The following is a 15,008-nucleotide window of genomic DNA, read 5'->3' on the forward strand; positions in this document are numbered from 1 at the left end:
GCCTCCCGCTTATCCTATTACCTTAACCTGAAAGGACCCGCTTTGGTGGTCAATACTGGTTGTTCGTCTTCTGCTCTGGCTATTCATTTAGCTTGTGAAAGTTTACGGAGTGGAGAGTCCTCGATGGCACTGGCGGGAGGAGTTTTCGCTGCTTTGCAAGAAAAAGCACTGCTTACATTGTCACAAATTGATATGCTGAGTTCCACAGGTCGCTGTCGTACTTTTGATAGATTCTGTGATGGTACAGTGTTATCCGAAGGTGTCGGTATCGTTGTCTTAAAACGACTTAGCGATGCAATCAGAGACAAAGACCCTATTTATGGTGTCATTCAAGCTTCTGGTGCAAATCAAGACGGTGCTAGTAATGGGATGACGGCTCCCAGTGGTCTGTCTCAGGAAGAACTGATAACGTCTGTTTACCGACAGTATCAAATAAACCCAGAAACCATCAGTTATTTTGAAGCCCACGGAACCGGCACAAGATTGGGAGATACGGTTGAGGCTAATGCGTTGAAACGAGCCTTTAAACAGTTTACTGATAAGACGCAATTTTGTGCGCTTGGCAGTGCAAAATCCCATATTGGACATACCGGCGCAGCCTCCGGCGTTATTGGTTTAATCAAAGTTTTATTGTCCATCCGCCATCGTCAGCTGCCGAAACTGCTACATTTTGAAGAACTCAATCCGGCTATCGAATTGGAAAATTCTGCGTTTTATATCAATACTCAAAATGCTGAATGGACGAACAAGGACGGTTTGTTAACTGCTGCACTGAATTCTTTTGGTCATAGTGGTACTAACGTTCACCTTGTAGTTCGGGAGCATCAGTCGGTAGGTCAGGTGAAAGTGGAAGCCGATTCAGTACTGATTCCGCTGTCTGCCAAAACACCCGAATGCCTTCAAGCCTATGCTGAAAAATTAGCGGTGTTTTTGGAGAATAGACTTTTAAGTAAAATGACAGATGAAGAAATTAGCCTCTCTGATTTAGCATTTACCCTCCAGCTGGGACGGGAAGCGATGCGAGAACGCTGCATTTTCCTAGCAAGAAATATTTCGGATTTAATTGCACAATTAAACGCTTTTGCGAAAGACAAGACTCTCAAGGATTTGAGTTGGTATGGACGAGTCGGACACAGTAAGAATCATAATGGTGAATCTCAGCAAATTATTGCCCAATGGATAGAACAAGGAAAACTTGAAAAAGTCGCCGCCGCTTGGGTAGAGGGACAGATCATCGACTGGTCAGTATTGTATAGTGATCGCAAACTCACACCACATAAAATACACGCCCCAACCTATCCTTTTGCAGAGGAATATTATTGGAAGCCGGAAGAGCAAAGCATTACCCAGAAAACCACTGCTCCAGAAACAAGCCCTGTAACCTTTGGAACGCTTTTTCTAAAACCATCTTGGATAGAGCAAAGCATAGAAAATTCAGGCTCAATCACGCAGTACAACAGGCATTTGGTGATTCTCTGTGAACCCGACGGAATAACACAGGAAAGTATTACTGGCAGGATGGAGACAGTCGATTGTCTCGTTCTTCAATCATCATCGAAAAACATCGCTGAACGTTTCCATTCCTATGCGTCCCAGCTATTTACAGAAATTCAACAGATTCTCAAAGACAAACAAGAGACAAAAATCTTACTTCAGTTAGTAATTCGTGACTTGCCGGAACATCAGATTTTTGCTGGTCTTGCTGGTTTACTGATGACGGCTCACCTGGAAAATCCCAACCTGGTTGGCCAGCTTATTAGCGTAGGAACTAATGACAATGCGAAAAATATTGTTGCCAAACTGAAAACGAATGCTCAGACACCCTTAGACCAAAATATTGATTATCATAACGGAAAACGTCGGATTGCCAGATGGAAAGAAATACAGATTGATAACGATCGAGTAAGTATTCCCTGGAAGGAAAAAGGGAAGTACCTGATCACCGGAGGGCTGGGTGGCGTAGGACTAATTTTCAGTCAGGAAATTGCCCAACAGATTTGCGATGGAACGATTATTCTTGTTGGACGTTCAACCATTGATGAGACGAAGCGACAGATGCTGCAAACCCTACAGCAGTTCTACTCGCAAAGTCGTACACATTTTGAATACCGGCAGGTGAACGTTTGCGATCCGCAGGGCGTGGCGAAATTAATCGAGGATATTAACCGAGATTTCGGACATCTCGATGGCATTATTCACGCTGCCGGTGTGATTCATGACAACTTCATTATTAAAAAAACGCCGCAAGAATTAGACAAAGTGCTTGCGCCCAAAGTCATGGGCTTGGTGAATCTCGATCGGGCCACTAAAGACCAGCCATTGGACTTTTTCTTTTTCTGTTCGTCACTAGCGGGTGGTATTGGTAATGTCGGACAGGCGGATTATGCCTGCGCCAATGCCTTTATGGATTCCTATGCACAATACCGAAATCAACTATTGCATTCCCATCAACGTCAGGGACGGACTCTTTCGATCAACTGGCCTCTATGGCAGGAGGGCGGTATGCAGGTCGATGAAGCGATCGCTAAAATGATGGCGCAAAGTATCGGCCTAATTGCTATGCCCACGGAATTCGGCATTCGTGCCTTGTATCAAGCCTTTGCCAGCAATCAGGATCGGGTAATGGTATTGTGGGGCGATTTGGCCAAACTAAAACCATCCTTTTTGAATTTGGCGGAAAAAACAGTTCCATCTATAACAGGCGATGTTAAGTCTGCGTTGGGTTCGGAGCAACTGCAACAAAAAACCCTCTACAAATTAAAAGCTTTATTTGCTGACATAAATAAGTTACCTCTGGACAGGGTTGACGCGGAAGAACCCCTGGAAAGTTATGGTATCGACTCGATCATGATCGCCCAGTTGAATCAAAGGTTAGTCGAGGGGCTAGGTTCTGTCTCTAAAACGCTGTTTTATGAATTCCAGACCTTAGCAGATTTAGCGCAACACTTAGCCGTCACCTATAGTAATGGTTGTCTGAAATGGACTGAGTTGAATATCTCCCTTGCTACTCCTGATGTAAAAGTCGAATCTGTAAAAACTGAGCCTGTAAAAAGCCAGCTTGCAAACGAAAACTCCGCGCAGATATCGAATTTTGCCGGAAAACAAGCGATCGCCATTATCGGATTGAGTGGCCGTTATCCAAAAGCCAAAACCATAGCAGATTTTTGGCAGAATCTGAAAAACGGCGAACAATGTATCAGCGAAATTCCCAGTCAGCGTTGGGATTGGCAGCGCCATTATCATGCCAATCCCAGCGAGGCTGTTAAATTAGGCAAGAGTTATAGCAAATGGGGTGGGTTTTTAGAGGACTTCGATCACTTTGACCCCATGTTTTTTAATATGACACCGCGTGAGGCACAAAATATCGATCCGCAAGAACGCATATTTCTGCAAGAAAGTTGGAAAGCCCTGGAAGATGCGGGATATTCACCCTCCAACCTGCCTGCTGATTTACGCCAAAGAACCGGCGTTTTTGCTGGTATAACAAAACAAGGTTTTAATTTATATCGCACAGAACTCCGTCAGGGCGATCAAAATGCGGCTCGTCAAATAGAGTGTCCAGCCACATCATTTGCTTCTCTGGTGAACCGGGTTTCTTATTTCCTCAATCTCCAAGGACCGAGTTTCTCTGTCGATACAATGTGTTCCTCTTCATTAGTCGCCATACATGAGGCTTGTGAATATATTCGCACTGGCAAGGGGGATATGGCTGTGGTTGGGGGCGTCAACTTATATCTACACCCATCGTCCTATTTTGAACTTTCTTTAGGACAATTTGTTTCCAGCGGTTCAACCTGTGCCGCGTTTGAAACCGATGGCGATGGCTTTGTTCCCGGAGAAGGGGTTGGGGTCGTCATCCTCAAATCTTACGACCGGGCGCTTAAAGATCGCGATCGCATTTATGCCCTGATTCGTGGTACCGCAGTCAATCACGATGGGAAGACAAATGGCTATAAAACCCCCAACCCTGGACCGAAAGCAGATGTGATTCGTCAGGCATTGCAAGATAGTGGTATTGATGCGCGAAGCATCAGCTATATTGAAGCAGCTGCACAAGGTTCCGACATGGGCGATGCCATAGAAGCAAGGGCATTGACCGAGGTTTTTAGCGATCGCACCAATGTTGAGGGAGCATATCGCATTGGCTCAGTCAAACCCAATATCGGCCATAGCGAATCGGCATCGGGAATGTCGCAACTGACGAAAGTGATTTTATCGTTGAACCATAAAACCCTAGTGCCAACCTTGCGATCGCGAGAACTCAGTCCCACCATTGATTTTGAACGCCTGCCCTTTGAGTTACAGCAAGACCTCAGCGAATGGAAACCCGTTCGCGTAGATGGTATAGAAGTACCGCGAAGAGCCGGGGTGATGAACATTGGTGCTGGTGGGGTGAATGCTCACATTATTGTCGAAGAATACCTGGGTAATCCAGAGCCTGTTAACGATCAGCAGGAACCCGTGCTTTTTGTTTTATCAGCTAAAAATGAAGAGTGCCTAGAACAATATGTTCAGGACTGGCTGATCTACCTTAAAAATCATCAAAGCCTCGATTTACCGTCGATAGCTTACACCCTTCAGGTAGGACGGGAAAGCATGGCGTGTCGCCTTGCCTTTGTAGTTAAACAGGCCGTGGAAATTGAGCAGCATCTGACGCGCTGGCTTAAAAACCGTGAGCTGAGTGAGCTAGGTTTTTACGGTGATGTGACACGGGAGAAAATCAAAAACCCAGAAGCGGTGGCAGCACTAGTAAAAGCAGGTGATGCCAATAATGCCCGCGAGTTAGCTGTACTATGGGTGCAAGGTAATACTATCGCGTGGGATGAATGGCATGAAGGAAAGACTCTAGGCAGACTCAGTGGCTTGCCGACTTATCCTTTTGCGAAAAGAACTTGCTGGCTTATTCGCCATGACAATGAACATCCAGAGGACGAATGCAGCCTAGAAAAAAGTGATGTCGCCCAGAACATAAATCAAAGCCTGGATGAAAATAAGGCCGTTGAATTTTACACCCGAATGTCACAAGATTGTGACGAAGAATTTCAGGAAGAGTATTTGACTTTTGGTGCTTTCCCCCAAAGAATACCTGGCTTCTCTATGACTCGTGTTGCCATGAATGCACACAAGTATCCAGAAGAACTGGAAATGATTAAGGAAAGACAGCGCGAACTGCGTCAGGTTCTGTTTTACCGCGAGCATTTTGATCGTATTCACACATTTCTTGATATTGGTTGCGGTCACGGTACAGATGTTATTCAGGTTGCCGCACTTTATCCTCATATACAAACTCACGGTTTTACCATTACCGAATCTCAAGCAATTCTGGGCAACCGACGTATTGAGAATATGAATTTAGGTTCCCGTGCGCGAATTTATCACAAAGATAGTTCAAAAGATCAGTTCCCTGATAACTATGACATTATTCTGGGTGTCGAAGTCACCTTTCATATTCGTGACAAAGAGACCTTGTTTCAGAAAATGGCAGACGCTCTCAGTGATAACGGAAAAATTTTGCTAATGGATTATATCGCTAATCTGCGAGGCAGTATTATCGACCCCAGTGTGGAAATTAGCATCCCCACTCAGCAGCAGTGGATTGACCTGTTATCGGAACATGGTTTGATTATTGATGAAATTATTGATGTATCAACCGAAATTTCTAACTATCTCTATGACCCCGAACACGCTGAGCATACCAAACATCTGCCGCAAGTAAGTCAGGATAGCTATCGCAACTATGCCAATCAAGCTATATCCCTGGAAAAAGGCTGGATTACTTATTGTTTGTTAAAACTGAAAAAAGATACTCGGCGTAGTGAACAAGAGCGGCGCGAGCATAATGCCCAACAAATTGCCAATCAAACACCCTATAGTCAGGCGTTAGATGAGATGTTGCGGATCGGGCATATTCCTTATCCCCCAAGTGGGGGGATCAAAATGGTTAATCTGGCTGTGAACAAGCCTGTGGAGATTCAGCAACCCCCCGTGCTTGCTCAGAGCGGGTATGACCCGGAACCACTAAAAAACACCCTGAAAGGCATTTTTATTAACGTCTTAGGTTTTGAAGCGGGAGAACTCAAATTCATAGAGCGACTACAACTCAGGGAGTTGGGAATTAACTCTGTGAATGCAGTGGAATTACTGGAAGCAATCAACACAGAATTTGACCTTCATTTGCCCACCAGTCTGATATTTGAGTGCCATAGTTTACAAGATTTAGCTGGGCATATTCAGGTTGAGTTGGAGCAGAGAACCATTGCACCTGTAACTCAAACAGCGTCAGTGCCAGTCCAAGTTAAGCCAATTTCAAAAACCGCTGCACCTATAGAAAAAAAAGTACCTGTAACTAACGATGATATTGCCATTATCGGTATCTCCTGCCGTTGTGCAGGTGCCAAAGATCAAGAGCAGTTCTGGCAGGTAGTCAGTCAAGGTAAAGATTGTATTCAAGACCTGAATAAACCTCAATGGCTTGATTATATTGTCTCCCATTCTTCAGAAACTTTTCCGATTCGCTATGGCATCATGCCGGATCTGGATTATTTTGACCCGCTGTTTTTTCATATCTCGCCTAGAGAAGCCGAGGCGATGGACGCAACCCAACGTCTGCTTTTAGAAGAATGTTACCGAGCCTTGGAAGACGCGGGTTATAACCCTTCTTCATTAAAAAAACAAGCGGTGGGAACTTATATAGGCGCGATGGGAGGCTCTTCTCTGGGTAAGGGTTTTTCACATCTTGATATGCTAGGTTCAGAGACGAGTATCCTCTCAGCCCGGATAGCATATTTTCTAGACTTAAAAGGCCCTGCACTGACTATCAATACAGCCTGTTCTTCTTCCCTGGTTGCTATTGATGTTGCCAGCCGAGCCTTAAAAAGTGGTGAGATTAATCTCGCCATTACCGGAGGCGTGACGCTTTATCAGCATCCCGGTACATTTATTGCCATGCACAATGCGGGTATGCTTTCCCCAACCGGTCAGTGCCGTCCTTTTGATAACGCTGCCGATGGAATTGTTGTTGGTGACGGGGCTGGTGTGGTTATTCTCAAGCGTTTGCAGGAAGCTGAACGCGATCGCGATTCAATTTATGGCATTATCCGCAGCTGTGGTATTAACCAGGACGGACAAACATCGAGTATGACCGTACCCAGTTTCCTTTCCCAAAGCGAGCTAGAAACTTCAGTCTATCAAAAAGCCAACATTAATGTTGAAGACCTACAGTATATTGAGGCTCATGGAACGTCCACCAAACTAGGCGACCCCATTGAGATTCATGCGCTGAATAAAACTTTTCAGACCTTGACCTCAAAACAGAAATTCTGCGCTATTGGTTCGTTAAAAGCTAACGTAGGCCATACGACTGCCGCTGCTGGTGTGTTAAGTGTGATTAAAGTCCTGCTCAGTATGAAGCATCAACAGCTGCCGCCGTCGATTCACTTTAACGAGGCCAACAGACACATTGATTTTGAAAACAGTCCTGTCTACGTCAACACCAGGCTAAAACCCTGGCCGCAAAATGCACAGGGTTCCCGTTTGGCGGCAGTAAGCTCATTTGGTTTTAGTGGTACCAATGCACACTTGGTGCTGGAGCAGTATATTCCCAAATCGGACGTGAATAGCAGCGTATTTACGCCCCGGGTATTCCTTCTCTCTGCCGAAACTGAGCAAGGGTTGCAGAACTATGCACACAATGTAAAGCGATATCTCGAAGAGCATCCCGCCCTTCAATTTGAGCATTTCCTGTATACTTTCCAAGTAGGAAGAGAAGCGTTTACCTATCGTTTAGCCTTAATTGTTGATAATCAGCAGGATCTAATAGAAAAACTGGCACAGTGGCTTGCAGGTGGAGGTGAAACAACAGGAAATAGCGAAAAGCTAGATATTGGAGACAGTAAAGAAAAAAAAGCATTTCTTCAAAGCCTGATATCCTCTCAGAATGTGGATAAGCTTGCCCAGTTATGGGAGCAGGGTGCCTCGGTGGATTGGAGTGCCTTTTATCAGTCTGGAATATTCCGTCGGCTAGCCGGTTTGCCTACCTACCCTTTTGCCCGCGAGTATTTTGGCGATATTCAGGATGAAGAAGCAAAACAAGCACCCAGCAGTCAAAGGAGTACGTCTTTATCTTCGGCAGAAACCTTAATCTGCTACCCGTACTGGAAAGAAAAAACCGTTGTAACAGCCGTCGAATCCTTTGAGTGTTCCCGGCATCTGGTCTTTTTATGTAGTATGGATCATATCTCTGCGGCGGACATACAAGCCCAAATGCCAGGCGTTGAATGCATACATTTATACTCTGCTAATACTTTATCCAGTGGTATAGGTTTAGAAAAAATCTATCAGGATAGTTTTACCCAAATCTTTGAAACAATTCGGGAAATTCTTCTCAGTAAAACCAAGGGTAAAATCTTTATTCAATGTGTTGTTTCCCAGCAGACAAAGCAACAATGCTTCTCGGCTATTTCCGGTATGCTCAAAACGGCTCAACTGGAAAACCCAAAAGTATCAGGACAGCTGATCGAAGTTTCTGCCTCCGAGACGGAAGGCAGCTTGGTGAACAAGCTCAGTGAAAATGGTCAATGCTCTGAAGACAAACAGATTCGGTATCACCATGGGCAGCGTACAGTATTGGCATGGCAAGAGCTTGTCGTTTCTGATAGTGCCTGCAAAACGCCTTGGAGAGAAGGGGGCGTTTATTTAATTACCGGTGGTGCAGGTGGTTTGGGCTTAATTTTTGCCGAAGAAATTGCCAGTAAAACACAGAGTTCTACTCTCATCTTAAGCGGGCGTTCAGATTTAAGTCTGGAAAAGAAAGAATCTATTTTTAATAGGCTAAAAACCCTTGGCGCCAAGGTAGAATACTGGCAAGCTGATATTAGCAATATAAACGATGTTAATAGGCTCATTAAACGTATTACAACAGAATATGGCTTGCTGAATGGTATCCTGCATTGTGCCGGTATGGCGCGGGATAATTTTATTATCAAAAAAACCTCGGCTGAGTTTCAGACGGTGCTGTCCCCGAAGGTAGCGGGCGTAGTTCATTTGGACACCGCTAGCAAAGATTTGAATCTTGATTTCTTTCTCCTGTTTTCTTCGATTTCGGGGACAATGGGCAATGCCGGTCAGGCAGATTATTCAACCGCCAATGCCTTTATGGATGCTTTTTCAACCTATCGTAACGCTCTGGTCAATGCCGGACAACGATGGGGACAAACACTTTCCATTGATTGGCCGCTTTGGCAAGCGGGTGGTATGCAACTAAACGATCGCAGCAAAGCCGCCATGAAGCAGAGCGTGGGGCTGGAAATGCTCGATACAGCACAAGGGGTTGAGTCATTGGTCAAGGGGCTGGCTTCGGGGCAGAGTCAGATTTTAGTGGCAGTCGGCGATCTTCCCACACTTAGACAGTGGTTGTTCCAAGAGCCATCAGATCGGCCTCATGCCAATGTAAAACGAGCTAGTAGCGAATACTCGCTGGCACAAGTGGAAAAACAGCGCCTTCAAGAAAAAACTTTGATGCAACTTAAATTTATTTTGGGAGAGACTTTTCGTTTAGCACCGGATCGGATTAAAACCCATGATGCGTTTGAGCGTTACGGCATAGACTCCGTGATGATTACGCAGTTGAATCATGAACTGGCAAAGGTTTTTCCAGAAATCTCCAAGACCTTGTTTTTTGAATACCAAACATCCCATGCGCTAGTTACCTACTTGGTTGATGAATACCCGCAGGAGTGCATGGTTTGGACTGGGCTTGGGACTGAGTCCTCGATCGCAGTGTCCTCTTTACCCGAAAGTGCTTTACCTGAATCACAGGTACTAAATGTGGTAAATTCGCAAGTTCAGGAAGCGATCGCAATTATTGGTGTCAGCGCTCACTTTTCACAGTCCGATACACTGCAAGCTTATTGGCAAAACCTGCAAGCTGGAAAAGACTGCGTTGGCGAAATCCCTGCCAATCGCTGGCCATTAGAGGGCTTTTTTGTTGAGGATGCCGACAAAGCGATCGCGCAGCGAAAAAGTTATAGTAAATGGGGCAGTTTCCTGGAAAGCTTTGCGGATTTTGATCCTGTGTTTTTTGGTATTCCTCCGCGTGATGCCTTAAGTATTGATCCGCATGAACGCTTATTTCTCCAATCGTCTTGGGAGGCACTGGAAGACGCTGGCTACACGCGCGACACTTTACGTGAGATATATCAACAGCAGGTTGGTGTGTTTGCAGGCATCACTAAAACTGGCTTTGACTTGTATGGGCCTGAGTTATGGAAACGTGGCGAACAAGTATTTCCGCATACCTCATTTAGTTCCGTTGCCAACCGTATATCGTATTTTTTGAATCTGCAAGGTCCAAGTATGTCGATTGATACGATGTGTTCATCGTCACTAATCGCCATTCACGAAGCTTGCGAACGTTTACGCCGCCAAGACTGCCGACTTGCCTTAGCTGGCGGTGTCAACTTATACCTGCACCCCTCCAATTATGTGCAGATGTGTGCGCTGCGTATGTTATCGAAAGATGGCAAGTGCAAAGCCTTTGGCCAGGGCGGCAACGGTTTTGTGCCTGGTGAGGGCGTGGGAGTGGTTTTGCTTAAACCACTATCCGAGGCGATTCGCGATCGCGACAATATTTATGCCGTTATTCGCGCTAGCCATGTTAATCATGGCGGAAAAACCAATGGTTATACAGTGCCCAATCCAAATGCACAAGCGGATTTGATTAGCCAAACACTTAAAAAAGCAGGCATTGATGCACGCAGCATCAGCTATGTAGAAGCTCACGGCACAGGAACAGAATTAGGGGATCCGATAGAAATTACCGGCTTGACCCAAGCCTTTAAAAAAGAGACTGCCGATACTGGCTTTTGCGCGATCGGTTCTGCGAAATCCAATCTGGGTCACTTGGAAGCTGCATCGGGTATAGCGGGACTGTGCAAAATTCTCCTGCAACTAAAGCACCGCCAGCTTGTTCCAAGTTTGCACGCGGACGACTTAAATCCCAATATTGCTTTTGATAAAACGCCCTTTGTGGTGCAGCAGACTCTTTCAGAATGGAAAAGACCCATTATTGAAATCAACGGACAGACCGAGCAATACCCAAGACGAGCAGGCATTTCCTCTTTTGGTGCTGGCGGCTCGAATGCACATTTGATAGTCGAAGAGTATATTGAGACAGACGAGGATGCCCAGGAGGATGTTAACGAACCCGTGGTGATTGTATTGTCGGCAAAAAATAGCGATCGGCTAATGAAAATGGCCGACAACTTTAGGAACTTTTTAATTGCACAGACCGAAGCCAAGCCAAACTTACTGGCAGAAATCGCCTACACTCTTCAGACAGGACGCGAAGCAATGCAAGAACGTCTGGCACTTATTGTTAGCAGTCTAGAAGAACTTAAGAACAAACTAAAATCTTTTATTGAGGGGCAGGAAAATATTTCGTCGCTTTATCGTGGGCATATCAAACAGGATCGGGACTTCCTATCAGATTTTGCCATTGAGGAAGACTTTTCGACCATAATCGACGGCTGGATTACATCAAAGGAAATGGGTAAACTGCTAAATCTGTGGGTTAGAGGTCTAACCATTGATTGGCAGAAACTCTATACCAAGTCCAAACCACGGCCTATCAGTCTTCCTACCTATCCCTTTGCCAAAGATTATTATTGGTTCGATCGACAAGGATTCGATCGAAGTAACTCCGAGCGCAACCAAAACGCAACAGAAGATAGTGCAGCATCAGGAATTGCTCATTATCTGCAAAAGCAGTGGGTACTTGCTCAGCCACAACCCGATCGACTACAAGGTCAAAAAACAGTAACGGGAAAAATTGCGATTTTAAGCACCCACGAAACCAAATTATTAGCGACCTTGCTAGAAGAGGAACTTCCCAACAGCCATGTAATAGAACTTGATAATGTCGGGTTATATCTGGAACAGAGTGATGCAGATTGGAATGAATATAGCGGCTGTATAGATTTGTCAGGTTGTTGTAAAGGCGAAGCAGCCAGAGATTCCCTAGATTCCCTTGAGTGGATGCTGTGGCTTCAGCGCCTGATCGAAAAAGGATCCAAAACTGGACTAACCCTGCTTGGCATAACCAGAGGCTTAGAGTCCTTTCAAAACAGCGAGGTGAATTTATCGGGTGCATCCCGTGTCGGACTTTATCGTATGCTGCAAAGTGAGTATGCCCATCTGCAATCCCGTCATATCGATACCGATCCTCACCTTAAGACAGCAGCTTTAGCAGAGCAGATTGCTCATGAGTTTTGGCTCAACGACGAGAACTGTGAAATTTGTTACCGCGATCAAAAACGCTATGTTGCATATTTGGCAGAGACTTCGCTAAAAGCCACACAAGGACAAAGCACAAAACTTCAGTTTGCTGAAGAAGAAGTGCTATTGATTACCGGAGGTACTGGCGGTCTGGGACTTTTATTTGCTCAACATTTTGTTGAGCATTATGGAGTGAAACGTTTGGTCCTTACTGGACGGGAAGCACTGCCACCACGTAACCAATGGGCTGCTCCGCAAACTGACAAGGTGAAGCAAAAGATATATGCTATTCAGGCGCTGGAAGCCCAGGGAGTTAAGGTGCAGGTATTGCCCCTGATTTTAAGTGATACGGTAGCTCTGCAAGAAAGCTTGCACCAAATAACAACGAACTTTGGGGCTATTGGCGGTCTTCTTCATTGCGCTGGAATGGTGGACTCAGAAACCCCGGCTTTTGTTCGCAAGTCAATGGCAAATGTGGTACAGGTATTAGAACCTAAAGTAGCGGGACTGCGATCGCTGTTGATGCAATGCAAACAGCAGCCATTAAAATTCGCCATCTTGTTTTCCTCTGTGTCGGCTATTATTCCCAGTTTAGCCAGCGGACAAAGTGACTATGCAATGGCCAATACCTATATGGATTATGTGGCAGAAGCGATCGCAGGTGTGGTAGTTAGTATTCAGTGGCCGAGCTGGCAGGAAACCGGGATGGGCGCAGCAAACAGCAGGGCATATAAAGAATCGGGTTTGCTCTGTCAAAGTAATCAGGAAGGTCTCCAATTATTAGACAATATACTTGCCCATAAAACCAGTCCTGTAATTTTACCTGCCCTTGTCAATTCTAGATTGTGGAATCCACAACAACTGATGAAGCATCAGCGCAGGCGACTGAGTGATTCGCAAGTATTGAGTCAAAACCACCAGATGCCATTGAGAGAAGAATCCTCTATACATAGCACCGCTTGCAGCCAGTTTAGTCTGGATGGCTTAAGCAATTTATTTTCCCAAGAGTTGGGTATCGCTGTGGAAAAACTGGATCTGGATAAATCCTTTGCAGATTATGGTTTGGATTCTATCTGGCTTGCCCAACTTGCAAGCAAAATAAATCAACAACTTGTTGAACCAATGAGTCCTTCCATCTTATACGAATACTCGTCGTTAAATTCGCTGGCATCCTGGCTGTCCAGTCAACAGGCACCTGCTTTGAAAGCGAAAGCCCCTAATCAGGTCAAGCAGAAAAATAGTGAAAACGCGGTGCAGATATCCCCACCCCCACAAACAAGCCAGTCTCCTGCTTCTGGTAGCGCTTTATCCATATCTGCATCAAAGAAGGCATTAGATATCGCCGTGGTTGGTATGTCCTGCCGTTTTCCTGGCGCAAAAAATCTGGATGAGTATTGGGCTTTATTATCAGAAGGTAAAAATTCTATCCGTGCTGTTCCGGCAGACCGCTGGTCTAACCCAGTGTCCTTTTATGCAGGTTTAATCGATAATATCAATCATTTTGACCCCGCCTTTTTCCTGATTCCAAAAGAAGATGTGAAGGTTATGGATCCTCAGGCGCTTTTGGTATTGGAAGAAAGCCTAAACCTGTTTTATCACGCGGGTTACACACTGGAAGAAATTAAAGGCAGGGCGATCGGTGTTTATTTAGGTGCGCGCAGTCAACATCGTATTGATGAATCGGCTCTTTATCAAGCGAGAAACCCGATTGTGGCTGCACCGAACTATATAGCCACTAATATATCGCAGTTTTTCGATCTGAAAGGGCCAAGTCTGGTCATTGATACAGCCTGCTCTTCGGCCCTAGTGGGCATGAATTTTGCTATACAGTCACTGCTTAGTGGCGAGATTGACTCGGCGGTAGTCGGAGGCGTAAGTCTCCTTGCAAACGAAAATGCACATCGGATATTTCAGCAGCGCAATCTGTTAAACCAGGATTCCTCATTTCATATTTTTGATCGGCGGGCTTCCGGTGTGACGTTAGGTGAAGGGGCGGGGTTGGTGTTATTAAAAACCTTGCAGCAGGCGCAACGCGATGGCGATCGGATTTACGCAGTCATTAAGGGTTTGGCAATCAATAACGATGGTCGCACAGCAGGTCCAGCAACGCCAAATATCAAGGCCTTAAAAGAAGTCATGGAACGCGCCTTGGTGCAAAGTGCTAAACAACCGCAAGATATTGTTCATATTGAAGCTAACGGCTCTGGCTCTGAGGTAACTGATCTGCTGGAACTTAAAGCCATTGAAGCGGTTTATCGCAGCGAAAATCAGACACCTTGCAGTTTAGGTTCTATCAAGCCGAATATTGGGCATCCTTTATGTGCCGAAGGTATTGCCGGCTTTATAAAACTGGTGTGTATACTGAAGTATCAGCAGCGAGTACCCTTTTTATCTGGGCAAATGCCTATGACGCATTACGATATAGACGCTTCGCCGTTTTATTTCTGTCGCCAATCGAGTGCATGGACAGAAGCCTCGCCACTTGTTGTTGCGCTCAACTGTTTTGCTGATGGTGGCACTAATGCACATATTATTATAGAAAATTGGTTACAGGTGGAATCTGGCAAGCAACGACAGCCGATCAAATCACCCGAACTGAAACGGGTGGATGTTCGCGGCGATATGCTTGTTCATGAGGCTGTCGCTAAGGAAAAGGTGTCACAACACACAGAAGAAGTCAACCATAACCCCTGGTGGGGGGACGGCGAGTAGGTGAAATGCACCGAGATCATCAA

Annotated in this window: 1 protein-coding gene (cut by a window edge); it reads left to right on the forward strand. The window is 45.5% G+C overall.

The features are described 5' to 3' along the window. On the forward strand, nt 1–14,985 hold the 3' end of the coding sequence (locus QUB61_RS07425) for an SDR family NAD(P)-dependent oxidoreductase (protein WP_333125620.1). The gene continues 16,194 nt to the left of window position 1, outside the view; 14,985 of the gene's 31,179 nt are visible here — the last part of the coding sequence; its start codon lies beyond the left edge, outside the window; its stop codon occupies nt 14,983–14,985. Nucleotides 14,986–15,008: the final 23 nt, after the last annotated feature.

Origin of the sequence: Microcoleus sp. C2D2 (assembly GCF_036702495.1) — a bacterium.
Taxonomy (GTDB): domain Bacteria; phylum Cyanobacteriota; class Cyanobacteriia; order Cyanobacteriales; family Microcoleaceae; genus Microcoleus.